The 25738-nt window shown below is 42.3% G+C and carries 17 protein-coding genes; 13 read left to right on the top strand and 4 right to left on the bottom strand.

All coding sequences use genetic code 11. From position 1 onward, the window contains the following. The first annotated feature begins 48 nt into the window (after positions 1–48). From AC1DPK_RS17420 to AC1DPK_RS17395, 6 genes are all read left to right on the top strand, one after another. Entirely contained in the window at positions 49–1620 is a 1572-nt protein-coding gene (locus AC1DPK_RS17420; protein ID WP_477511129.1) for a response regulator transcription factor, read from the top strand. Then, the gene (locus AC1DPK_RS17415; protein WP_441883116.1) at positions 1617–3326 is read left to right on the top strand and encodes a cache domain-containing sensor histidine kinase; all 1710 of its coding nucleotides are present in this window, start codon (positions 1617–1619) and stop codon (positions 3324–3326) included. The genes AC1DPK_RS17420 and AC1DPK_RS17415 overlap by 4 nt, the downstream gene beginning before the upstream one ends. A gap of 212 nt (positions 3327–3538) precedes the next feature. Next, complete coding sequence (locus AC1DPK_RS17410; RefSeq protein ID WP_477511128.1) at positions 3539–8959, top strand: glycoside hydrolase domain-containing protein; 5421 nt, start codon at positions 3539–3541, stop codon at positions 8957–8959. 429 nt (positions 8960–9388) lie between these two features. Beyond that, positions 9389–9712: an L-rhamnose mutarotase gene (locus AC1DPK_RS17405; protein ID WP_477511127.1), complete on the top strand. Its 324-nt coding sequence runs from the start codon at positions 9389–9391 to the stop codon at positions 9710–9712. 127 nt (positions 9713–9839) lie between these two features. Next, positions 9840–11234, top strand: a complete 1395-nt coding sequence (locus AC1DPK_RS17400; RefSeq protein WP_477511181.1) for an alpha-L-fucosidase — start codon at positions 9840–9842, stop codon at positions 11232–11234. Positions 11235–11706: 472 nt separating this feature from the next. Further along, positions 11707–12267: a hypothetical protein gene (locus AC1DPK_RS17395; RefSeq protein WP_477511126.1), complete on the top strand. Its 561-nt coding sequence runs from the start codon at positions 11707–11709 to the stop codon at positions 12265–12267. A 410-nt stretch (positions 12268–12677) separates the two neighbouring features. Here the strand turns inward: AC1DPK_RS17395 and AC1DPK_RS17390 are convergent, their stop codons facing one another. Next, positions 12678–13553 (bottom strand): hypothetical protein, encoded by an 876-nt coding sequence (locus tag AC1DPK_RS17390; protein WP_477511125.1) that lies wholly within the window; start codon positions 13551–13553, stop codon positions 12678–12680. Positions 13554–14235: 682 nt separating this feature from the next. Continuing rightward, positions 14236–14637, bottom strand: a complete 402-nt coding sequence (locus AC1DPK_RS17385; protein ID WP_441883104.1) for a VOC family protein — start codon at positions 14635–14637, stop codon at positions 14236–14238. 312 nt (positions 14638–14949) lie between these two features. On the opposite strand from AC1DPK_RS17385, the gene AC1DPK_RS17380 reads away from it, so the two are divergent. The 6 genes from AC1DPK_RS17380 (at position 14950) to AC1DPK_RS17355 (ending at position 18987) form a co-directional block, all read left to right on the top strand. Next, positions 14950–15396 (top strand): NADAR family protein, encoded by a 447-nt coding sequence (locus tag AC1DPK_RS17380; protein ID WP_477511124.1) that lies wholly within the window; start codon positions 14950–14952, stop codon positions 15394–15396. Next, on the top strand, positions 15393–15617 hold the full coding sequence (locus AC1DPK_RS17375) for a hypothetical protein (protein ID WP_477511123.1): 225 nt from the start codon (positions 15393–15395) through the stop codon (positions 15615–15617). The genes AC1DPK_RS17380 and AC1DPK_RS17375 overlap by 4 nt, the downstream gene beginning before the upstream one ends. Positions 15618–16119: 502 nt before the next feature. Continuing rightward, positions 16120–16677: a dihydrofolate reductase family protein gene (locus AC1DPK_RS17370; protein WP_477511122.1), complete on the top strand. Its 558-nt coding sequence runs from the start codon at positions 16120–16122 to the stop codon at positions 16675–16677. Positions 16678–17198: 521 nt separating this feature from the next. Continuing rightward, positions 17199–17846, top strand: coding sequence for a DUF998 domain-containing protein (locus AC1DPK_RS17365; protein WP_441883096.1), 648 nt, complete (start codon positions 17199–17201; stop codon positions 17844–17846). Between the two features lie 28 nt (positions 17847–17874). After that, positions 17875–18060: a hypothetical protein gene (locus AC1DPK_RS17360; protein ID WP_441883094.1), complete on the top strand. Its 186-nt coding sequence runs from the start codon at positions 17875–17877 to the stop codon at positions 18058–18060. A gap of 75 nt (positions 18061–18135) precedes the next feature. Then, positions 18136–18987 carry a nucleotidyltransferase domain-containing protein gene (locus AC1DPK_RS17355; protein ID WP_441883092.1) on the top strand — a complete coding sequence of 284 codons (852 nt, stop codon included), beginning with the start codon at positions 18136–18138 and terminating at the stop codon, positions 18985–18987. Between the two features lie 1345 nt (positions 18988–20332). Here AC1DPK_RS17355 and AC1DPK_RS17350 read toward each other — a convergent pair. Continuing rightward, the gene (locus AC1DPK_RS17350; RefSeq protein ID WP_477511121.1) at positions 20333–22843 is read right to left on the bottom strand and encodes a discoidin domain-containing protein; all 2511 of its coding nucleotides are present in this window, start codon (positions 22841–22843) and stop codon (positions 20333–20335) included. Positions 22844–24072: 1229 nt separating this feature from the next. On the opposite strand from AC1DPK_RS17350, the gene AC1DPK_RS17345 reads away from it, so the two are divergent. After that, positions 24073–24435: a hypothetical protein gene (locus tag AC1DPK_RS17345; protein ID WP_339209213.1), complete on the top strand. Its 363-nt coding sequence runs from the start codon at positions 24073–24075 to the stop codon at positions 24433–24435. Between the two features lie 216 nt (positions 24436–24651). On the opposite strand, the gene AC1DPK_RS17340 is transcribed toward AC1DPK_RS17345, so the two are convergent. Beyond that, a complete protein-coding gene (locus tag AC1DPK_RS17340; RefSeq protein ID WP_477511120.1) occupies positions 24652–25119 on the bottom strand; it encodes a hypothetical protein in 468 nt (155 codons plus the stop codon). Positions 25120–25738: the final 619 nt, after the last annotated feature.

The following is a 25738-nucleotide window of genomic DNA, read 5'->3' as shown; positions in this document are numbered from 1 at the left end:
TCAAGTGGTGAGTGAATAGCGATCGTTTGAACAGACAGGGAGGAAAATATGTATCATATATTAGTCGTCGATGATCAACAAGCTGAAATCGAAGCCATTGAATGGCTTATTCATAAGCATGCTCTACCATTTTCTGTTGCTCAGGCCAATGATGGGGAAGTGGCACTGGAATATATAAAGGGCCATCATGTAGATCTGTTATTCACAGATATTCGCATGCCATTCATGGACGGTCTAGAGTTAATTAAGCAGGCAAAAGCAGTCGTTCCGAACCTTAAAGTACTTATTTACAGTGCATATGGGGAATTTGAATATGCACAAAAAGCGATTCAGCTTGGAACGGTTCATTATATGTTGAAGCCGATTGATGTGAAGGAATTCCTAAAAGTGTTCCATTTCATCATCGCTATACTTGAAGACGAACKGCTTCAGAGAGAGAAAGAGGATCTGCTCGTTAAAGGCTTTCATAAAGGAGTGGCGTATGAGAAAGAGAAGCTCCTGTTTGATCTCTTTCAGGGTCGTGAGAGTGACGTTCATTACGAGGAACGGGCAGCTTTTGCAAGCCTAAATCATCTGGTAAATAAGCGAATGTATATGATTATGATTGGATTGCAAAATCGTTTTTTTGATCAACATCATACAGAAGCGTTCGATTTTCTACAATCGATTTGTACACATGAGATGCTTTTTTTAAATTTGAATGAGTATCAAAGCATCATGCTAGTCGCTATTGATCCAGCTTCAAAGAACCGCGATAACCTGCAAGAGCTTATGGCTTATGGGGATTGGATTAAAGAATGGCTGGAGACTCGCTTCGACCGGCGAAGTTTTATTATTGTTGGTAGTCCGGTAGAGAAGCTAGAGGGACTTCATGATGAGTTTACCCAAATGGAAGAGTTAATGAATTTTCGTTTTTTTATGGAAAGCAGTGTCGTTTGTTCCAAAGAAGATGAAAGCTTTCATGACCATATAGACGACGAATCGTTAGAGCTTATGCTGAAGGATATTTATACTTCCATTGCACAAAAGGAATATTATACACTTGAGCATCGAATAGAGTTTCTCATTGCAAGTATGCAAAGTTGTAAGCGCTTTAGTTCTATGTATGCCAAGCTATTATTTACAGACATATTAAAAAAAATAGTAGAGTCTCAAGGCAAAAGAAACAGCAATTTATTAAAGAATGGTTTTGAGCGAATCGCACTATGCAATTCGATTGCTGAGTTGAGGCAAGTCATTTTATCCGTTTTTCAGGAGCATTTGCTGCAAATCGAAACGGCGACAGATGATCAATGCCGCAAAGTGATTGAAGATGTACAGACTCTCATCCAGATGGAATACGGAAGTGATATTGGGGTCGCCTATTTAGCCAATCGCGTCTTTTTATCGCCAAGTTATTTAAGTTTTTTGTTTAAAAAAAATACAGGCCAAAACCTAGTCAAATATATTACAGCCGTTCGTATGGAGCGAGCGAAGGAGTTGCTGCGAGATACAACGATTAAAGTTGTTGATATTGCCAGTACAGTTGGATTCACGAACACTTCCTATTTTAATTTAATGTTTAAGCAATATAATGGCTTGACTCCAGTTCAATATCGTGAGGTAGGTGGGCGAAGGTGACTCTACTCAAATTTATCCGTAATCTCCGCCTGCGCCAGAAATTATTACTTTCTTATGTGATTGTCATCTTCCTGCCAACCATTGTACTGGGCTTATATGCCTACCATAACTCTAAATCTTCATTAGAGAGCCAGTTTCTGCAAAGTGCGGATAACGAGGCGAAGAAAGTCACTTTAGAGATCAGTTACCGACTTCAGAGGCAGGATGTGTCAATAAAATCGATTGTTTTCCATCCTACGGTTATCGAGATGATGAGTAACCCGAATCTGGATTTGTACACACAATTAATGATGCTGAATGATAAAATTGAACCTATTTTTTTTAACTTGATGTATATGGTTAGGGATATGAATGAGATAATGTTGTACTCCGAAAGTCATCAATCTGAAATAGGAAACTTCATGACGCCTTCATCTGCAATTAAGGAGAAGGATTGGTATCTAGAAACAAAGGGCAGTGATACAACCAAGTGGTGGTTTGAAGATGGAGAATTGTTTGCCACACGAGTGATTTACAATATCGAGTTTAGGACCGTGAGCGCTGTACTTTATGTTAGATTTGATTACCACAAAATCTTCGGTGATTTCATTGGCAGAGTGAACGGAGGGAATGGCATCATCATTACCGATAGACAGAATCGGCCCGTATTATCAGAGCATGCTGGGCAGATGGATGATGTTCAACTTCAATCACTTTCAAGGAAAGGCACTTCAAATGCAAAATTAGATGGCGAATCCTATTTAGTTGTAAACAAAGATATTCCTCAAACCGATTGGATACTTCATTATTTGGTTCCCGACAATCAGTACAAAACAGGCATTGGCAATATTTTAAGCGCAACGGGCATCATTGTACTCATCTGCATGGTTTTTCTAAGTATTATTATCTTCTTGTTCTCAGAAACGCTGTTAAAAGGAATCGAGAAATTAAACACCAAAATGAAGATGGTGGAAGACGGTGATCTTACTATTGTTGTATCAGCGAATTCCAAAGATGAAATCGGGCAGCTTACCAATCGATTCGGTTCTATGCTTAAACAAATTAATCAGCTCATTTCAGAGGTATATCAAACAAAAATTACGCAAAAGTCTGCCGAACTGAAAGCGCTACAAGCTCAAATTAATCCCCATTTTCTATACAATTCTTTATCTTTAATTAATTCAAAAGCGCTGCGTATCGATGCCCAAGAAATTAGTGACTTGGTAAATCAACTATCTAGTTATTACAGAACAACTTTAAATAAAGGGAAGCAGATTATTTCGATTCAAGATGAATGGACAAACGTCCAAGCGTACATACATATTCAATTAGCAATGCACAATAAAAGGTTTGACGTAGAATTTGATGTGGACGACAAGGTGTTTCAATTTGAAATGATCCATTTGATTTTGCAACCGATTGTTGAAAACTCGATTATGCATGGCATCGATCTTAAGAGGGAGGGCCGAGGTAAACTCATCCTGCGGGCAAGTCTCGACGGTGAAGATATTGTATTTGTTGTGGAGGATAATGGTGTCGGTATGGAACCTTATAAGATTAAGCGTATTCTTGAACATGAAAGTGCGGGTTATGGCATTAAAAATGTGCAAGAAAGATTACAGCTCTTATTTGGATCCGAATACGGGATATTAATTCATAGTCAATCCGGGATTGGCACTTCAGTTATCGTACGCATACCGCAGTATCGTCATATAAGTGATCAATAGCCATGATCAAAAAAGGGTCAATGCTCATAAGAGCACGGCCCTTTTTTTGTTTCTAATCGAAATCTGTTAGATTTCAAAAAATACTGTTATTTTACAGGGTTTCAAATGATAATACAATGTAATTGTGAACAGACGGCGTTGTCAACCGCCTTTGTAAGCGCTTCAACAAATGGTTTCTGAATTAAAAAAAAGAATGAGAGGATTGTTGATCCATGTTCAAGCGAACAACGTATAAAATGCTTTGTTTTATGATTCTAGCAAGCTTCTTTTATCAGAACAATACTGCTCATGTCTATGCTGATAGCGGCCAGCTGGATGTATGGGTGGTTAATGCATTGAAAGCCGTATATAGGACCAGCACGATCCCCGCAAGTCCTGGGAACAGCATTGATCTTGTTTCAGCCAGAAACGAATACGAAAATGAGCAAATTGCTGTAAGAAGCACTACTGATTTTGAGATTACTGGAGTTGAATTTTCCAATCTTGTATCTTCTGGCAATACGATCTCAAACAGCAACTTAAGCTATCATTTTGCGGAATACGAACTTGAAGATACAGTGCAACCCAATCAGTATTGGCCGGATTTGGTAGGCGAGCAAATCTATCCCTTATCAGCAATCCCCGACCCGCTGTCCAACGAGCCATCTATACATGTGGCGGCAAATTCAACTCAACCCATTTTAATAACGAATTTTGTTCCAGCCGGTGCTGCTCCTGGCTTTTATCAAGGTATGGTTACAGTGAAAACGACTTTGGGCGATTATCAAGTACCTATTGACGTTGAGGTAGCTAACGTTGAAATCCCTCAAACCTCTGAAGCTAATTTCGTTAATTATCAGTGGTCGATGACGAATGGTTTTATGATTGGAGGTAATCCGCCTGAGAATGTTGATGATCCTTTAACTCAGAATAGTTATGACGTTGGTCAGTACTATTACGGAGTGGAAACATATAGCGATGAATGGTTTGAGCTTATGGATAATTTCGCCAAAATCATGAGCGACTATCGACAGAACATGATTTGGGTTCGGACAGACTTGTTATTAAACGCAAATGGTACCAAAATGGCGTCTTTTAAAGACGGGATACCTAAAGATATCGACTGGTCCTTGTTTGATCGATATGTTCAAACCTTTATGGATAGAGGGATTACTCATTTTGCGAACATTCACTTGATCCATGCATTAGAACAAATGCCGCAAAGCGAAAGGCCAAACAAAGAAAATCCCCAAGATCCGTGGTTAACGTCAATACCTAAGAACAATTCACTACCTGCAACAGACGCTTATCTTACTAACTACTTGACGGCATTGCACGATCATTTAGAGGAAAAAGGTTGGCTTAACGATAATGGCTTCACTTGGTATCAACATACTAAGGACGAACCCAACGGTTCTAGCATTACAAACTATATGACGTATATAGCTAGAAAAGTAAAAGAGATCGTTCCAGATTTCAAAACATTGGACGCTGATGCGGGCGGTACTTTAATGAACGAAGCCATTAAACCCTATGTGGATGTTTGGGTTCCGTTAACGCCGGTTTTTCAATACAATAAGGATTTTTATAAAAAGGAGCAAGCGGCCGGCAAAGACTTGTGGGTGTATACTTGCGATGCCAATCCGGCTCCGTGGTTGAACAGATTCTGGACACAGCCCACTATGACTGGCAGGCTGTTATTCTGGAATCTTAGTCAAGACGATGTTAAAGGGCACTTGCATTGGGGATGGAACGTATGGTATGTCCCACATTATGGCGATTCCACGATCGTATATCCGGATAATGATAATATGACGGTTAAGAGCTCGCTGCGCTACGAAGCCCAAAGAGACGGACTAGAGGATTACGAACTGATGCACAAACTCAAACAAACCAATCCTGATCTTGCCGAGCGTATAGCTGACAGCGCTGTTAGCCCTTCAGATCCGAGAAAATATACCATTGACCCTGAATATATCAGAATGCTTCATAATTATCTGGTTAAAGCTGCTGCCAGTGAACCTGTGGGTGCAATTCCCGTGCCAACGAGTCCCTACGATGGGCAAGATGTACCTATGACATACATGACCGATAACGCGACCGGCGAAATCACCTTCAACGGTGAATGGTTTGCAAAAAGCCGGAAATACGCTTATATGGGCGGTGTGCAAGCCACATTGAAAGCGGAAGATTATTTGACCTATACATTTACAGGGTCCGGAATCGATCTTATTGCAGAGAAAAATGAATACTCCGGTAAAATTGCCGTATACATCGACGATTCCGCTCCGGTCATTATTGATCTATATGAAAAGGTTCAACTCGATTCAATATCGGTATACAGCAATCATAATCTATCAGCAGGCAAGCACACGATCAAGGTAGTGAACCTAGAGAACAAAAGCCTATTCGTTGACGGTTATCGAGTGAGCATGTATGAAGGACAGCAGATCTATGACGGAACACTACAAAGTTTGGACCTGACTAGCTCACCTTCGTTTCATTTTAATAAGGACAATATTAATTACCAAGTTATCGTTCCCAGTGATGTTAACGTATTCTCCATTACGCCAACGCTTTCGGATGCAAATGGAACTCTGGAGGTCAACGGACAACGTATTGGCAGCGGAAAGAGGCTTACATTCAACATTCCTACAGGTAAAAGTAAGATCCATATTCGGTCTACCGCAAGTGATGGGGAAACCACGAGACTATATACTTTGAACTTTCTCAAAGGCAATGTGAATCAAACGACCACCAATATTGCGAGAAGTTATTCAGCGATTACAGCAACAGCTGCCAGGGAAGACAGCAGCGGATATGGCGTTTCGAATATGGTTGACGGCAGTTACGGTTCCATGTTTGCTAGTATTAGCGGGTATACTAACACCCATCCGTTCCCACATGAAATCAATCTTACTTGGGATCAACAGATGACCTTTAATACGATTGTCATGGCCACGCCATCAGGGTTATTACAGGGTATAACGGATATTGACGTTGAGGCTACTTCGGATGGAACGAATTGGACAACAATTGCGAAGAGGGTACCGATTCAATGGAATAGCAGCACAGACGACAACAAAATGGAATACACGTATGTCAATATCCCTACGGTTAATGACGCGCTGAAGCTGAGAATACGGGTCAATGACGCCAACAATACGTATTGGGGCATATACGCTTTATATGAGCTTGAGCTTTATAACCTTCCAGACAACGGAGAGATTAGTCCAATAGCAGATGGAACGCTAAGAAATTTAACAATCTCTAATGTTCCTTCCTTTACGTTTGACAACAGCACGACGACCTACCCGGTAATGATTCCTATTGATGTAAACACCATCGCGATTACGCCAACGCTTTCGGATGAAGAGGGTACGCTGCAGATCAACGGAAAGACCGTCGCCAATAACACGGCGCAGGCGATTGATATTCCAATCGGTAAAAGCATGGTTCATATCAAGTCCACCGCAAGCGACGGGACGACTTCAATGCTCTACACGTTGAACATTTTGAAAGGCAATGTGAATGAACCCGGCACCAATATTGCCAGAAGCTATTCTAACATTACAGCATCAGCTGCCAGGGAAGATAATAGCGGCTATGGTGCTTCGAATATGGTAGACGGCAGTTATGGAACCATGTTCGCGAGTATAAGAGCCAATCATCAATTTCCGCATCAGATTAATCTTACTTGGGAACAGCCGCAAACCTTTAACACCATCGTCATGGCCACAACTTCTGGATTACTCCAGGGTATTTCCAATATTGATGTTCAGGCTTCTACAGACGGAGTAAACTTTGAAACCATAGCGAATGGCGTACCCATCCAATGGAAAAACAGCGTAGATGACAACGTAATGGAGTACACCTTTGCCAATATTCCTACAATAAAGGACGCAATGAAGCTGAGAATACAAATCAATGATGCGAACTATACGACGTGGGGCATGTACGCTTTGTATGAGCTTGAGCTCTATAACCTTCGGGAAAACGGTGAGATTGGAGCTAAGACACATACGATCACAGCGAGTGCAGGGGATAACGGAACGATCAGCCCGAACGGCGCCGTTGTAGTCGATGAGGGTGCTGATCAAAGCTTTACATTCAATCCGAACAATGGATACGAAATCGACAAGGTCTGGGTAAACGGTACCGACGTGTCAGTGACCGCCAACGTCTATACGGTTACCAACGTAACTGCCGCCCATATGATCAATGTTACGTTTAAGCCAAAGGATACTGGTGGCGGTGACCAGACACATACGATCACAGCGAGTGCGGGGGAAAACGGAACGATTAGTCCTAACGGCGCTGTTGTAGTCGATGAGGGTGCTGATCAAACCTTTACATTCAATCCGAACAATGGATACGAAATCGACAAGGTGAGGGTAAACGGAACCTCCGTGTCAGTGACCGACAACGTCTATACGTTTACCAACGTAACTGCCGGCCATATGATCAATGTTACGTTTAAGCCAAAGGACACTGGCGGTGGAGACCCTTCTACTGGTGGTGGCAATGGTACAGTCAATGGAAATACCGATTCTCATACACTTATAGTGAAAACGGAAGACCTTACCTCTCCAGCTTCCAACGGAGTTGTGACAATCATAGCCAAAGATAAAGAGAAAATTGTACTTCCTGCTAATGCAGCCGAACTGCTCGGACCTAATCAATTAGTCATTCAAATGGGTCCATTCACGTTGGAAGTACCTGCTGAATTGCTTAAACAGTTGGTAGATAAATTGTCCGCAGAAGATAAACAAAACAGTAAGATAGAGTTGATCATGACTCCCTTATCCGAATCCGATGCTAACAAACTTCTAGCGATAAGGCAATCTTCCACACTTGCACAAATTAAACTTTCCGGCAAAGTGATCAATTTTAACTTATCGATTGTCGGGAAAGATGGTAAAGTGACAAGCTTGAGCAGCTTCGATAAGCCGATGACGATTCGATTCAAAGTGGATCCTTCCTTAAATCCAAAACTGACTGGCATTTACTACTTGGCAGACAATGGTATGCTGGAATATGTGCGAGGCACATTTATTAACGGAGAATGGGTCGCTAATATTTACCATTTTAGCAAATATGCGATGCTCGAATTCAAGAAATCATTTACCGATGTTAAGTCCACTCATTGGGCGGCCGATGCGATCGAACAGTTAGCGGCGAAGCAAATTATTGACGGAACTAGTGCGGCAATGTTCGAGCCAGAGCGTTCCATCACACGGGCCGAATTTACAGCTATGCTTGTCAAAGCATTGCATCTGACATCAGTAGGCGAATCGAAATTTACGGATGTGGCGAAGGGCGCCTGGTACGAAGATGCTGTTTCCATAGCTGTCAAAGCAGGCATTAGTAAAGGAACAAGCACAACGACTTTCGATCCCGATGCGAGAATCAAACGTGAAGAAATGGTCACCATGATGATGCGGGCGTATGTGATCTTGAAAGACGTCAAGTTGAACGGAAATACGGCTTCTTTCTTCACAGATGAATCCGCTGTGGCTGCCTGGGCGCTTGATTCAGTAAGAGCGGCGGCGGCACTTCATTTTATTAATGGACGCGATGCAAACAAATTCGTTCCGAGCGGTATTTCTTCCCGTGCCGAAGCAGCAGCTTTGCTCAATAGAGTTTTACAGTAAACATGTTAACCCTCAAGTCCTATATAGGGAGTCTTCGTTGAGACGATAGAACAATCCAATATAGGACTTCCTTGGGCACATCCTAAGTAGAGGAACAGCTCTTGCGGCAGCCTATGATTTGCCAGTTGTTCCGCATGTCGGAGAAATGGGGCAAATTCACCAGCATCTTGTGGGTGCAACGCATAATGCGATTATACTAGAATACTTTCCTTGAATTCGTGATATATTCGTTGAACCCGCAATGGTGAAAAATGGATTTATGTCCTCCCAGAAATGCCGGGTGCTTAAACAGAGGTCATTCTCCAGTATTTTGATAATTATCGTATCCGATAATTGTTAGTATAGAAAAGAAGATGGATAAACCAACTGGCAGCAATTCCACCTCTATACGTTGTCCACCTTTTATATTTGAGTCAAAGAGGGATGACAATGAAAAGATACGGATGGATCATTAAGGTGAAAATGGATAGGTTAGCCGAATACAAAGCATTACACGCGGCAGTATGGCCTGAAGTCTTAAATCGGTTAAAAGAAAGTAACGTCCAAAATTACTCTATATACTACCGAGATAGGAATCTCTTTAGTTACTTGGAATACACGGGACAAGACTTCGAGAAAGATATGGCTAATATGGCTGCTGACCCGATCACGCAAGCGTGGTGGAAACTAACAGATCCGTGTCAGGAACCAGTTGATTCCGCTTCGGAAGGAGAATGGTGGACGACAATGGAGGAAGTATTTCATATGGATTAAGGCGTTTCTTCAAATTTAACTACATAGAGTGATTGAGTTAAAAGAATTTGAGGAAAGTCTTAGACAAACGTAAAATTTTCACTTCGAAGTGACACGGAGAACAGAAGGAGGCAACAAGGTGAACGATATGGAAATCAAAGAACTTCAGCAAGCTGAAGTTCCGGAATTGAATGAAGGCGTCCACGGATACAGCAGCGAGACGAAATGGATGAAACCAGAAAATCCGATTACTCTGGAAAGATTGGAATGGTTTAAGGATCAGAAATTGGCCCTAATGATGCATTGGGGACCTTATTCGCAGATCGAGGCCGAGTCCTGGATTCTCAGCGATGAAGACGGTGAATGGGCGCGTAAAGATGTCGACTGGACGAGCGATTACGAAGAGTTGAAGCGCGAATATTTCGGCCTGAACCGCACGTTCAATCCGTTCCGCCTCCAACCGGAGGTATGGGCGGAAATCGCCGCCGAAGGCGGGTTCAAATATTTGATCTTTACGACCAAGCATCACGACGGATTTTGCATGTGGGACACACATACGACGAATTACCGGATTACCGGCACCGAAACACCGTTTCATGCACACCGCTATGCCGACGTTTGCAAGCATGTGTTTGACGCTTTCCGCAGCAAGGGGCTTGCGATCGCCGCTTATTTCTCGAAGGCGGATTGGCATATGCCGTATTACTGGGCGCCAGGAATGGAGAGGGGCCGCGATACGTGGAGAGGGCCATCGTACTCCCCCGAGGAATATCCGTGGCTGTGGGAGAAATTCGTCGATTTTACCCATGAGCAAATCATGGAGCTGATGACCCGTTATGGCCGGATCGATATATTGTGGCTGGATGCGGGCTGGGTCAAAGCGAGTGACGAGGTTAAGCAGGACATTCGTTTGGGCGAGGTCGTCGAGCGAGCCCGTCAAACGCAGCCCTGGCTGCTGTCCGCGGACCGTACAGTCGGAGGGCCTTACGAGAATTATGTGACGCCGGAGCAAGCGATTCCGGAGCGACCACTGAACGTACCGTGGGAAAGCTGCATTACGATCGGCAAACAGTGGGCCTTCAAATACGATGATCAGTATAAATCGGCGAGGGAGATCGTTCGAATTCTGATGGAAATTGTATCAAAAGGAGGCAATTTAGCGCTGAATGTAGGTCCTCAGCCCGACGGACGATTGCCGGCCGGGGCGATCAAAAGCATCAAGGAATTGGGCGCATGGATGGAGGTTTACGGCGAGGCGGTATACGGTACACGTGTGTGCGCGCCGTATTATACCGGTGCCTGCGCATTCACCACGAAAGGAAATACCGTGTATTGTACTTACTTATATGAAAGCGCAGATGCAACCGTCTCCAAGGTCGTTCATATTCCTTATCAGGAGCCCGTTTCCGGCATTGAGCTTGTCGGAAGCGACGCCTTGCTGCAGGTTGAGCGTACGCCGGAAGGTATCTCGATCACGCTTCCGGATTGCGAATTGAACGCGCAGGCTCCGATCGCCCATGTTTTTCGCATGCAGAAGGGCTAGGGGGAAAGTGAGTGATAAGATTAAGTCGCGTAAATCGCGGCTTTTTCTATTTATGGGAGCAAGTTCTTGTCATTGCTTGGTGTCAAGAACATCGTCCCAATCCCGTTTTGTGACAAGAACATAGTCCCATTCCTGACGGATGATTAATAGAGGGGGGGAGATTACCTAAACAGTAAGAGCGACCAAGCCTAGGTTGAGTAACATAACGATTGCTAAGTAATATAGGGCTTACGCTTCAAAGTCATATTGAAAAAAACGAAAAGCATGCCTGATTTCTGGCGTGCTTTTCGTTTTTATTTTTATCAACGCCTATATCCAAAGTAATTATTATCTATTGTCTTTAGGCTACAAACTAGATTGCAGACAAGTTATTAGCTTAGATGGGTGACTTTATTCTGTGTATTAAATAACCCGTCTACAAAACCGATAATAGTAAAGGTAGGAAATTATTGCAAACAAGGGAGAGGCTTAAATGTCCAAATGGGGTAAAAAGAGCATATACATCATTCTGTGCTTAGTCACGATGGCAGTATTTGCAGGTTGCGGAAAAGAGAAAACCGAAGAAGAGAAATTGCAAGAACAATTACAGCAGGCTTTCAAAGATGCGGGGATACAACTAGATAATTCGTCTCAGTCAGATGAAAAACCTACTGTAGAGTCAGAATTAGCGGAGATCAACAACTTCGTCACTAGAGATATTTGGAACGATGGTCTTGTAAATATCGGTCACTTTGCCCACAGTGGTACTTCTGCAACAGGAGAAACCATAGATATGGAATTCATGATCCAGCAACTCGGCAAGGCGATGGAAAAGAAAGCAGAATACGATAAGTATATCCAAGGAATAGATTCAAAATATGATGAAGTGAAACAATTATGGACGAAGGTTTCAGGCGAGATTGATACTTTGTATAAAAAACTTCAAGATAATCCTCCAAAGCCTAATGACGCAGACTACGAGTTTGATACCGGATTGTATCAGCAATACAAAGATGCTTTTTCGGAAGAAGTAGAAACACTAAACCAAAAGTAATAAACTACTTAATTCAGATGTTGAGCAGCTTTGTAAGATGACATAAGTACTATTTCATTAAAGGCCGCAAAAATCGCGGCTTTTTTTATTTAAATGATCAAGTTCATGTTTGGTCAAGTACAGTCGTCATCAAAAGATTAAACGAAGTCATTTTCAAAAAAGTACTGAATAATATGACATACTGTTGTCATCATTCCCGCCCTATAAAAAAGGTTGAGAATATTAAACGGGTGGAGGTATCACCATGATCCCATCAAACAAAGTAATTCTTAATCGCTCCTGAAAATGAAATTGAACCTTCAAAAAAGCGAAGACGAGCAAGTGTGCTCGTGTTTTGCTGGAAAGCTGCATGATATGAGCACAGGAGTTGGGCGGAAGTGAAGCTTGTGGAGAGTACACCGATCCAAGCATCAGTCGGTCGGTGCGGCGTACTTCCTCACGTCCGGCTCAAATGTCGTTCCTTTGGACAGGTCCACCTCCAAGTGGGTAGTTCCGCGATCGTCTGTCAGCACGAGCATGCGAGAGCCTACTAGGGGAACACGGTCGGAACTGGTGCGCATGTGCGCTGAGATGACCCGAGGAGTACCGTCGACGATGTAACCTACCTCGACCTTGAATATCGGGAGATCGAAGAGCCAGCAGTTCGTGAAGCTCACGGTGGTCAGTGTTCCGATGAACGAGCAGCCCTCCACTCGGAGGCGCTCAATGTCACTCTGACGTAGCCGGGCATGCGCGATCGAGCCGGGCAACCGTAAGAGCGCGATGGTGGCCCAGAGGGCGAAGGCGGCTCCGATGACAGCGCCAAGCTCTGGCGGGATCGTCGGTGACGTCCCGATGGCCTCGAGGTTGAAGGGGCGCGACGGATCGCTGATCAGCGTCCAGATCAGGAAGACTCCAGCGATTATGACGAGTCCTCCTGCAATCGCGAGCGACACGAAGAGGCCGGCGACCCTGGTCTGTCCGAACTGTTCTACCGCTCGCAAGTACACTCCGCCAGTCACACCGATTGCGACGAACAGCAACACTACGGCGACGCCCACCGTGACCGGATGACCGAGGAGCATACTGATCGCCGGTGTTGGCGCAAGACCGAGCAGGGCACCAAACGGCAGGGAGCCTGTCAGCGCCCACAGTGCAGCAGCTGCGAACAGCCACGGCAGCAGCGGAGTCGCGCGTCCGACGCCACGTCCCGGCAGCAGCGCAGTCATTCGTCCGCCTTTATCCGTAGTGGAAAACAGCGGCAGCATCTCACTGTGCTCATGTTGTCCCTCTGCAGCATCCCTCATAGATATCCTTCACCTCCATAATTTTTTTGCTGTATTTTTCCACTTATTGACTACTATATTGACTCATTCTCGAAGACTTTACAATAGGAAATAAACTCACGAACATGCATTAGAAGGCATGAAGAGAGCTGGATTTCACATAAAATATGGGCCTGTTGATGAGCTTTGGGGTGTTCGAAGATTGTATGTCCACGACCCGATTGGTAAACTTATCAACATTGTTGCTCATGAACTTTTATACTCTAACAGCCAATCGTAAAGGGACCCTGGTTTGTACATCTAATGGGAAACAATAGTTCAATAAATCAGTAGCGAAGCTATGGGTTTGGAACAATCGTGGGAGTGACGGCAACTTTATAATTAGGGAGTGTTATATGGAGCCAGTTGTAGGATTAGATGTGGCTAAAGGAGCCAGCGTCGTTCAGGTTTTTCTACGAAGGAACGAACCGTACGGGATATTTGAGAGTATTGCGCACGAGTAGAACGGTTTTGAACGACTGGGAGAATTGCTTGATGAATTGAAGGTACTCTCGGGCAAGGTGCCGGTCATTATTTTGGAATAATGTTTCTATTGGATGAAAATTGGTGGGCAATTTCTCCAGAGTTTTAGAGGAAATCGAAAAATCTTTCCGAAATAAGAGTAAACGCCGGTGACCTTTAGCAGGTGACCGGCGTTTCCATATTAGCGTTTCGGCATTTTGCTCTCATCCATGTACAGCAAATTCCAACGGTGACCGTCCAAGTCGGCAAATCCTGCGCCGTACATCCAGCCGTCATTTTCACTCGGCTTRCCAAAGATGCTTCCTCCGGCAAACTCTACTTTTTGAATAAAGGCATCTACTTCTTCTCTGCTTCCAGCACCAATGGAAAATATTACTTCTGCACAACGGGAAGTATCTGCGGTTTTTGAACCGGTAAATTTCTCAAACGCCGCATCCGGGAACAGCAGAATCGTTGTTTGGCCTATGGCAAGCTTGGCTCTCTCGTTACCAACGCTCACCGCATGGAATCCAATCTCATTGAAAAAGGCAGTTGACTTCTCAACATCTTTGACTGGTAGGTTAATCCAAATCTCCTGTGACATGGCTGTAGCCTCCTGGAATAAATTTTTAACTTCTCCTACTATACTCTACTTCTGGCTGTAGAAGCGAATCTTATAAAAGAAACAGCAAAGTATGACATTCCTGTCATGCATCCTACGATTTACTTAGTAAATACGCGCTCCGCAATCAGGGGTAAACGAACGACTGTATGCAGCAATTGTCAGAATAAAATAAAGTAATAGACTGACGTTACTTTATTAAGCCAACGAGCAGGATAGCTTAATCATATCTAGAATAAATATAGAAAAATACTAACAGCGTTTATAAGTCGAATGAAGAGTGGGGGAAGTTTCTTGGATGAGATTGCAAAAATCGCAAAAGAATTATTAAAGAATATTGAAGAAAATAAACGGAATCTTTTAAGCAGAAATGCAGATAAGAAGGTAATCAATTTTTATGAAATAAATAAGCCATATGGTTGTTTCTCAAATTTTTCGAAACATTCAATTACGTTACAAAACAAAGACTGGCCAACATCGGAACACTATTTTCAAGCTCAAAAGTTTGTAGGTACCGTTCATGAAGATGAATTACGTTTTGCAAGTACGCCAATGGATGCCGCCCGATTAGGCCGAGATAAATATAAACCGCTCCGTAAAGATTGGGAAGAGTGCAAAGTTAACATTATGCGGGAAGCTATCGTCGCTAAAATAGAACAACATCCAAATGTTAAGTCAATTCTCTTATCAACTGGTGATTGTGCCATAATCTTAATTGAAAAAGAGGTTTTGAATCAATGAATAGCAAAATGATTTGGGGGATAGTATTATTAGCGCTGAGTTTGTTTTTTAAGCCATTATTGGCGATAGTGGGGCTGAATGAAACATTGTTCGGATTGCAATGGCAAGGTGAAACTGTGTTTTCATTGCGTCCATTCTTAGTTCGGAGTATTCTAGCAATAATTGGTATTATCATGCTTATCATCGGCGGTAAGCAAGTTACAAAGCAGAAGAATAAATAGTTGAAAGGATCGAGAGCACAACAATTAATCTTGCTACAGTATTGAACGTTTATATCAAGGTATTGAAGACCGAAAAAGATTATGATAATCCCCAAAAGGGGATTTTTTAATGTTCGTAGAACAAAAGGAGCCATTGAGGCTCCTTTTGTTTGTAATTATCACGATTTACGAAATGTGACACATCACGAACTTTAATATTTTCAGATGACAAGAATATGAGCCGATTAATTACCGCGTAATTRACGAAAATATACGCTAAGCCCTGAATCCGGCTTGGCGTTTTTTCTTACTTTAACCTGAAACGGTACGATCATTCAACAAAACGAGTATCAAAGTTCTATTTATTTCTAACTCGTGGATGTCGATTTGCCATTCTCTCGTTCGTTGTCTTTATAACGGCGAAGTTCAGCTGATCCTGGATGAAGGACATCCGGGAGATACGCAACGGTCGGAATCGACTACACGACACGAAAGGACAGGGATAAAAATGGGGAAAATCATCATGCAGCAATTCATTACGTTGGATGGCGTCATGCAGGCGCCTGGCGAACTCTATGAATTCGAGTATGGGGGCTGGCAACGGTCCTATGTTGGCGAGGAGCACCTGGCACTCATTGTCGAGCAGGCCCACGCGGTTGAAGCACTTCTTCTGGGGCGTAAAACTTACGAGAGCTTCGCGGCAACATGGCCGTCAGCGATCGGCATGCGGGGGCTGGCCGATCGGATGAACGGCATGTCGAAGTTCGTGGCTTCGAGAACCCTAAGCCATGCGGAGTGGAATGCCACAATCATCCATGGCGACGCGGCAGAAGAAGCAGCGAAACTCAAGCAGGAGTTAAGCGGAGACTTGCTGGTCGTAGGCAGCGGCGATCTTGCACAAACGCTGATGAAGCATCATCTCATTGACGAATACCGGCTCTGGATCCATCCTGTGATCTTAGGTCGCGGACAACGGCTGTTCAGAGAAGGGATCGAGAAGGCTGCTATGCGCCTCATGGACGCCAAAATACTAAGCACAGGTGTCACGATTCACATCTACCAGCCCGAGATAGGCAATTAACAATAAAGCCATCTGAATTTATTCAACCAGAGACGTCTCCATCATCGTTGTGCAAGTGGAGATGGGACGTCTTTTAACCATTCAGATGCTGATCAGCGATCGAAACATTGGTTGATTCAGTAATATCATGCGCAATGATTGCTAAGAAGACATACGGGTGCTTACGATGCCATAAAAAAAATTTGCGAGTATGTCGAGTTTGCCAAAATCTGTTCGTCGTCTGAATAGAGGCTCAAATATCCGTCCGCGAAGGGAGTGATGAATATTAAAATAAAAGCAGTAATAACTGAAAATGAGACGTACGATGCACACAATAACTTCAAAGGACTGTACAAGATTGCCTATTATAGAGTTGGCCGGGGGCCGTCAAACATTCTAGTATCGGGCGCGTTCAGCTATCACAGATCCCCCGGAAAGGTGCTGTTGGCTAATTTGTTGTCAGAGCATTTCACGGTCAACAATTGCAATTACGACTGAATAAAAGATTATAAAATGGACAATGAGAGGGGAATACGATTATTATGTTTACAAATAAGCAGGATACGAGGACGATTCGTCTTCTTCTAATGGGTGGGGTTGTTTCCACACCGCTATTCTACATAGCAGCCATTATTCAATCGTTTACACGTACAGGATTCGATATCAGGCGCCACGCCATCAGTACCCTTACGTTGGGGGATTTGGGATGGATTCAAAGCGCAAATTTCTTCATGACAGGATTGCTTGCTGTTTGTGCAGCGATTGGAGTGCGCCGTTTGCTGCGAGGGCGTATGGGAGGCAAGTGGGGTTCGTTGCTCATTGGAATCTATGGGATTGGCATGATTCTGGCAGGTCTGTTTCGCCCAGATCCTGGCCTCAGCTTTCCCCCAGGTGCCTCTGCCGGAATGCCAACATCGATGAGCGTTCATGCAACACTCCATTCCGTTGCTTTCTTTACGGCTTTTATTTGTCTAATTGCGGCAAGCATTGTTTTTGCACGTCGGTTTGCTACACAAGGCGAGCGTGGTTGGAGTATCTATTGTATTGCATCTTGTATCCTTGCGCCAGTGCTCATTATTTTAGGCTCAAGTATCGGCACTTGGATCGGCGTTATTATGGGGAGCGCTGGAATTGTTGCCTTCGGTTGGGTTTCGGTTCTTACCGCGAGATTACGTGTTGAAGCCCTTTAGGCATAGATTCAACAAGAGAGAACCGTTAATGATTTCCGATTCATTCGAGCCGGTTACGTATAACCGCAGCAGCAGTCTTGTTTTGAACTATCACGATGAGTCAGAAGTCAAAATGGCATATGCCAGGCTAAGCAAGGGCAGCGAAATCCCTGGTGTTTTATACGAACGATGTGGGAGCTATCTCGGCAACTCCTTGTATATCTTCACAAAATAAAGGTTTTTGTATAGATGTACTGATAGGCGTTAAGATAACGGGCAGCTTTAGACATATTCGAACGGAGTGAGAGGTATGGATGTACAAAGTATTATTTCCAAAATTATTGATTGTCTTAAGCAAATCGATGGTGTGCAGGCTCTGGTTCTTGGTGGTTCAAGAGCTAGGGGGACTGAAAACCACAACTCAGATATTGATATTGGAATTTATTATAACCTAAAGAATGGGTTAGACATTTCCCACCTTGATCGGATAGCTTCCACCTTGGATGATGATAATAGAGTCAATTTAATAACAGAAATCGGTGGCTGGGGGCCATGGATAAATGGTGGTGGTTGGCTGAAAGTGCATCAACAACCGGTCGATTTTATATACCGTGATCTTAATATAGTGTCAAAAGTAATTGACAACTGTCTCAGAGGGGATCTTACAATCGACTATCAACCGGGACATCCTCATGGATTTATCAATTCTATATATTTAGCTGAAATCGCGTTGTGTAGGATTTTATGGGATCCAACAGGTCTTATTGGAGAAATGAAGTCTAGAACAAGTCCATACTCGCACGTTTTGCAAAAAGCAGTAATTCAAAAATTTTTATGGGAAGCGAATTTCTCCTTAGAGAATGGGAAAAAAGGTATCTATAAAAATGATTTATCTTACTTTGCTGGATGTTGTTTTAGATCAGTCTCTTGTTTAAATCAGGTTTTGTTTGCACTTAATGAAACATACTGGATGAACGAAAAAGGAGCTGCTGCTATCGTCGATACTTTTAGCATGGTCCCAAGCAATTACTCCCATAGAATAAACAAGATATTCACCTTAGTGACAGAAGAGCAGGCCGGTTTGGAGAAAGCTCTAAGCCTGTTACATGATCTGATTCACGAAACAGACAATCTAGTGAAAAATAAAAATCTGCTGAACTAACGCGACACTATAGCTCAATAAGCAACTAGAACGAGGCTGCCGGTACGGATCGGCAGCCTCGTTGCACTAACAGGCAGGTTAACGATGATTAAGTTAAAATTATTCGTTGTTAGGAGGAAATTATTTACCAATACATGCGTCATATTGGTGATTTTTTTATGATCCAATGCAAGTTCATTGATCAATCCGTTTAAGAAAATTGCAGCTGCAGTATTATAGAAAAACATTGTGGTATGACTGAAAAATTGAACATTGAAATAAATGGAAAAAATTAGATTTTACAATGGAAACTTTACATGAGTTTAGAATTACAATTCATGATGAGCAAAATAAACTTTAAGGATTAACTCTAAAATTAACTCTAAGGATAATTACGACAGCTGAATTGTAGCATTACTAATGAAATTAAACTCTAGATTTTATTAGTATTAATTCACAAGAGCAAACCGTTTAATTTGGAGCGGAAGTTGTATGGAATTTATCATTATAATGAAATACATAAAATGAAGGCAAGAGTAAGTGAAGTAACAGCAAGTTAAAGACGGATCAGTCATTACTGTTAATTTCATTACTACTTCTTCACAAAACTCGTATTTTGTACATATGTATATAAATCGATTTAATACCTAGTAACTACTGAATTTTCATTTACAACCGTGTCGGATGACAAGAATTGATTCCATAAATGACAAGAACTTAACTTACCTTGGATTCTCCTATAACCGTACGTTCGCTCACGCTGTAGATAAATCGCTTTGATCCACTGCTTGGTCTCACCATCAGGGTCTGCTTGCTTACGCTTAAGATATCGATAGTACGCGCTTCTCCATACATCAAGCAATTCACATAGCAGGGTCACTGGGTAAACATCAGATAACTCCTCGATAATTGCATACTTGCCTTTCACACCTCCCGTTTCCAGATTTCTAAGCACTTTTTTAAAACCGTATTCTCCCGTTGAAGTTGTTGGTTGTAACGATCCTTATCTTTATATTCTTCGCGGCGGCCTCTGTTATTCAATAATCCGTACTTTCCTTTTTTCCTAAATTTATACACCTATTTACGAACTCTATCTTTATCTTGTATTCCATACTTCTCTGTAATTTGCTTGTACGTCCATCTATCCTCTTCGTGTAAACGTACGGCTTCTTTCCTTACTTCATATGAATACAATTTATTCGGTTGCTCTCTTTTCCTCATAAAAATACACCCCTAAAGTATCATCGGTTTCCCATATGGGTTTTTCCAATGTCTACTAAAAGGGGTGCACTTCAGTTTCGTGCATGGGCTTGTTTTGTTATTTGGGATGAGAACCCCATATTAGGCTTTACGTTATGCTAATGGTTCAGCTGCCATAAACTTCGAACTCATAAAGAGAATACCAGTGGCCTGTGCCTCGATCTGTCGCATGCATCCTTATATACCTTGCATTTACCGGTTCAAAGTAGTTATCGTCTATACCACCGTCTCCATTCGTTGTCATGTATATATCCGTCCAGTTGGTTGCATCGTTCGACACCTGAATCTTATAGCCCTTAGCATAAGCATACTCCCAGTTGAGTTTGACATTGTTGACGCGGGTTTCCTGTCCGAGGTCTACATAGATCCATTGCGGATTTGAAAACAGGCTGGCCCATCTTGTCGTTACATTACCATCCACCGCTTTATCGGCCGTTAATGTGGATGTCTCGTTGGAAGAAGATGTTGCCGATTTGTTTAACACTAGATTCGGTTTGCCATAAACCTGGAATTCATATAAGGAATAGCCATAGAAGGAGTAAGCTCTCTGGGTTCCGTACATTCTTACATACCTTGCATTTACGGCAGTAAAGAATATATCGTCAATCCCCCCGTCTCCATTCGTTGTCGTATACACATCCATCCAGTTGACACCGTCATTCGATACTTGAATCTTGTAGCCTTTGCCATAGGCAAGCTCCCAATTCAATATAACTCGATTTATGTTATAAGCCTGCCCAAGGTCGATCGTAATCCATTGCGGGTCTGCAAACTGACTGGCCCATCTTGTCGCCACGTTACCGTCAACCGCATTATTCGGAGAAAGAGCTGCCTCTTGATTGGAAGATGACGTAGCTGTATTATTTAACGCCAAATTTGTTGTAGTAGCGGATCCGACGCTGTCTCCATATACTTGAAACTCATAAATAGAGTAACCATAGCTCGTGCCCCTCTCTGTTGCGTGCATTCTCACATATCTTGCCGTTGTAGGCACAAAGCCTATATCGTCTACACCTCCGTTGCCTGTCGTTGTCGAGTACACATCGGTCCAATTGACCGCATCATTCGATACTTGAATTTTGTAGCTCTTGCCGTAAGCATACTCCCAGTTAAGTTTGACGCGTTTGATGTTGTAGGCTTGCCCGAGATCGACGTAAATCCACTCTGTACTTGAATACTGTTGGCTTGACCACCGTGTACCCGGCAAATTGTCAACAGCTTTAGCAGCGGATAGAGAAGAACTTTGGTTGGAAGAGGCTACTGCCGATTTACCGCTTGCAAGATTAACTGGAATGGTATACGTTCCTTTAACAAATTTGTAGATATCTTCATACATCTGTCTCCCGTCATAAACTCCGTTTACACCGTTGTTATTCTTGTTTTTATACAAGTTATATATCCCAAAAATATCTTGATACCAACCCTTGACCGCTCCCGTCATGTATCCGTATTCTACGCCGGCCTTTAAGTAATTATCGAATCGGTTTTTAAAATCGGGGTCGAACATCGCTCTTTCGTCAAACTCCATTTCGATGCCCTTATTATATGTTTGAGCTTGGGTCGATACATTCGTCATTCTCGAATAATCAGTCTCCGGAACGAAATAGTGATTGGGCTGCTGGATGCTAAAATCCATTGCATAATTATTCCAGTTATTGCTTTGTCCGGCACCAAAGTATGGAATCCAGGCAAGTTTCAGACCAAGCGTATGAAGATAGTTACCAGAGTTATTAATTGCATTTACTTCACCCGGATTGCCGGGATCAATATCTTCATGGAACCAGTAGAAGCCTTTTAATTCAAGGTTGCTGTATTGGGCTTGATTCCATCTGCTTAATACGGTGTCGATATACCATTTGGTTACCTTCGTCATATTGCTAGGCGTCGAATTCAGATTTTCGCTGATTCCGTCGTTATCGACATCTCCGAAATTGGTGATTTCACTATTAGGATAAGGCATCATAATATATACTTTGGATTTGTAATTTGTTAGGTTTAGTGTGGTTGCAACTTGCTGGGTTGCTTGGTTGAGGGCATCGAGTTGTTGATTAGCGGTGAAAATGCGGTTTATATACCATTCCCAATCCGCCTTATAGGTCCACTTGGCAGGGTCCGCTGTATCACCAAAATCTCTATAGTCAGATGTGTTGATTCCTAGAAATAGAAATGAATCGAAAAAGGTGTCATCCATCACATTATTACTGTTGTAGTGCGCAACATAGGGCAAAAGCGTATTCTTGTCATACGTGCCGATTTCTCTTCCCTCATATGTCGTTCGTCCACCGTAATATCCAGTATAAAGCAAGGCCATGTTCTTCACATTTCCAGATGCCGCGGTATTTGGTGGGAAATATCCTGTTACAGCAGCAGCGGCAAGCGGCTGTTCTAAGTTAGACTGGGGTTGTTGCTCGAGATCAGGATCGGACTTTTCTTGTTGTCCCTGCTGATTAGGAACTTGAAGTAAAGGCTGTTGATCCTCCTGCCCCTGCGAAATCTTCGGCGACCTATCCCCTTCTCCCTTCACTACTGATGGTTGAACAGAAAAAACAATCGATAAGATTAACACAAATGATAACAACAAGGAACTTCGTCTTGGATACCTCTGACTTCGCTTCATCTTTCATCCCCATTTCTTAGGTTTAAATGATTTTAACAAGTCTGGTACATGGTCTTGATCCGAGTGTCCATTTTATCCAAGCTCCAAACGGCCTCTTTACGACTAATTCTATGAGGCAATTTTATGCTTGGAAATAGATTTTTGTTTACTTTCATATACACCTTTTTACAAATCAAAAAAATGAACCGATGCACCTTTCTCTCGTTTCTTCGCATGTGACCTACGCACATATATTCAAACCCATACGCCGCAAGGAATTCACCAAAAAAAACTTGCCCTTATTTGTGGTACGGTTCACCGCGTTTGRTCTTAAACTATCTTGCCCGTAAGCTCAATGGCCTGCAGAACATAGTTACAAAATTCAATTAATGCTAATTGAAGATATTATAAACGAATTCCAAAAAGCACTAAATAAATGAAAAGTCCCTTTTTACCATTTTCTCTTTGTAGTCGATTTTGGTTTGATTGTGAAATATGCAGAACACTTGATAAAATAGTTCATCGGCAATCGGTATACATTCTTGGCCTTTTTCGGCATTCGGTACATATTCTTGACATTGCACACTGCCAAGAATATGTACCGATAAAACAAAAAAACCGCGATTTACGCGGTAGTTAATCGGCTCATATTCTTGTCATCCGACATTACATGGCTTGTGTCACAATCTATCTTGTATTCTTAGCATTGTTATTTTGTCCACACACCTTAGATCGAGGAAGCGCTCTCACACTCCCCCTTGATCCAATAGAAGGCAGCCGGTAWCATTAGTATCGGCAAATTTGATTGCTATTAATCAAATATAATGATATTCATAGGACGCACACTACGCCAGCACCTCTTGAGGTCGCATCGAGTTGGCTGCGCGCAGTTGTTCGTTAACAGTGGCTTCCCGTCCACTCAAGTGTCTATCTGTGAGCTACTGACTTCCTCAAAGAATATTACAATCATCCTATTCATTTTTGTTCCATCAGATATAGGGAAATCAACACTAAGCTCCTCTAGAATTGAATATAACCTGACAATTTCCCTACTTATTTTGGAAACAGATAGTCAAACTGCTTCCGGAATATATCAGCACGGCGCGGATCGGGGATAATATTCTATCATCTGCAAACTGAACATATAGTATGATTTTCACCTTTACTTATTCTATAGCTTTGTCTATACTCTTGGTGCAGAGGCCCTCTTACATAATTCACTAATATTTCTAATTAAAGGAGATGTAAGGATGAAGAAAGGTATATTTTCCCTCTCACTTGTTTTAGTCATGCTTTTGAGTTTTGCAGCAACAGCATTCGCTGCGTTTAGTTACACTAGCCCGAACGTCACAATCTCAAGCGGAACCATTAAATTTGGACATGGCGTTATTGTTAACACGGGTAAATACCGTGATACTTTGACGATTAATGTTTATCGCGGGAACACATTTGTTGCTTCCAAACAAATCACGTTGAACCCTCAAGAATGGACTTATCCGGGTTCTACAACCACACCATTATTAACAATAGCAACTGGACAACCAGCTGGCGAATACCGTTATACGTTATCAGCTCCAGGGAGCTGGCATGTTATGGCAGGTTTTGCGAGTTAATAGCGAATAAATAGATAGTAATTATCATTAAAACCTCTCGTCTATGACGAGAGGTTTATTAAATTATTAGGACTTAAAATGCGAAAAAAAAAGAGCGAATCTCAGGAGGGATTCCTGAAATCGCTCAGCTTGACTGTAAGTATTTTAAATCCATCTTGTTTCTAGGATGTATACGATGTCAAATGAACATTGGGGTATAACAAATGATCGCTTAGCTTAACAATATTTCACCTTCAAAATCTCAATATAATTTGAATCAATTCCAGTAATATTGGATACTGTTCCAATTTCAATTCCTTGTTTTAAGGCATTTCGGGCAATTCTCATGTTATGTTTCATTTTCAACACCCTATCTTTGAATAAAATATCGTCAAAATCTAAATATTCATCAGCAATTTCTCCGTCTAAATTAAACTCAATATCATAAGTACCGATGTGTTCTTCTAAATAAAAAATATTTACTGAACAAAATATTACTGCTTCTTCAAGGTTAAAAGTATATTTAAGGTACATTGATCGTTCATGTACACTAATAAAATCCTCATACAACTTTCCATGAAATGTGTCGTGGTAATCGTCTTTCTCTTCTTGACGCCATTTTCTAAAATAACTCCAAAAGCCTTCGACAGTCCTATTTATTGCATTATGGCTAGTTTCCCATTCAAGTAATGATTTTTTGTTCATACTATATTTCACTTCCTACAACATTATAGCATGCATGTTTTCCATTTTATCCTGATTTCATTGAACTATCCTGCACGTTAGCTCAACGAGGATGCCGATTAATGCCGGCAGCCTCATCCTGGTGATTATGAAGCTTTAGTTCCCAGTAAGCTTAATATCTTGGCGCATAAATGTGATCAGTATCGGTATCAATTACGATTTCAGATCTGACGCTCTCCAGATATAACGAAGGCACCCGCTCAAATTGAAAAAGCCTGCAAAAAACATCTGTAAACTCACTCATGCTCGTGCATAGGTTTTTGGCTACTCTGTACATATCACTTAATTCCTTTATTGAACATGTCTTGCCGATAAGAAATGAATGCTCGAAATAATCATCAATCTCGACTATCACATAATCACCGCCGGTTGCTAACCAGCCTCTGAGCTCAAAGTTATGGACTGCTTCACTTTTGTTTAACTAACGTTCTCCGTTAGCATTCCTGTAGAGCGTTAAATTTCCGCTTTGCATAAAAACGAGCGCCTCGGTACGATGGAAGTACGCAACGGGTCATAGCCCTAAAAATTCCATCATCCAGGAGGACGCTCTACTATGAAGTTTAAATCGCAAGCGAGACAA

Source organism: Paenibacillus sp. 01T424, from assembly GCF_056398745.1.
Note: the sequence above shows the minus strand (reverse complement) of the source record. Positions and strands in the feature narration are given on the sequence as shown.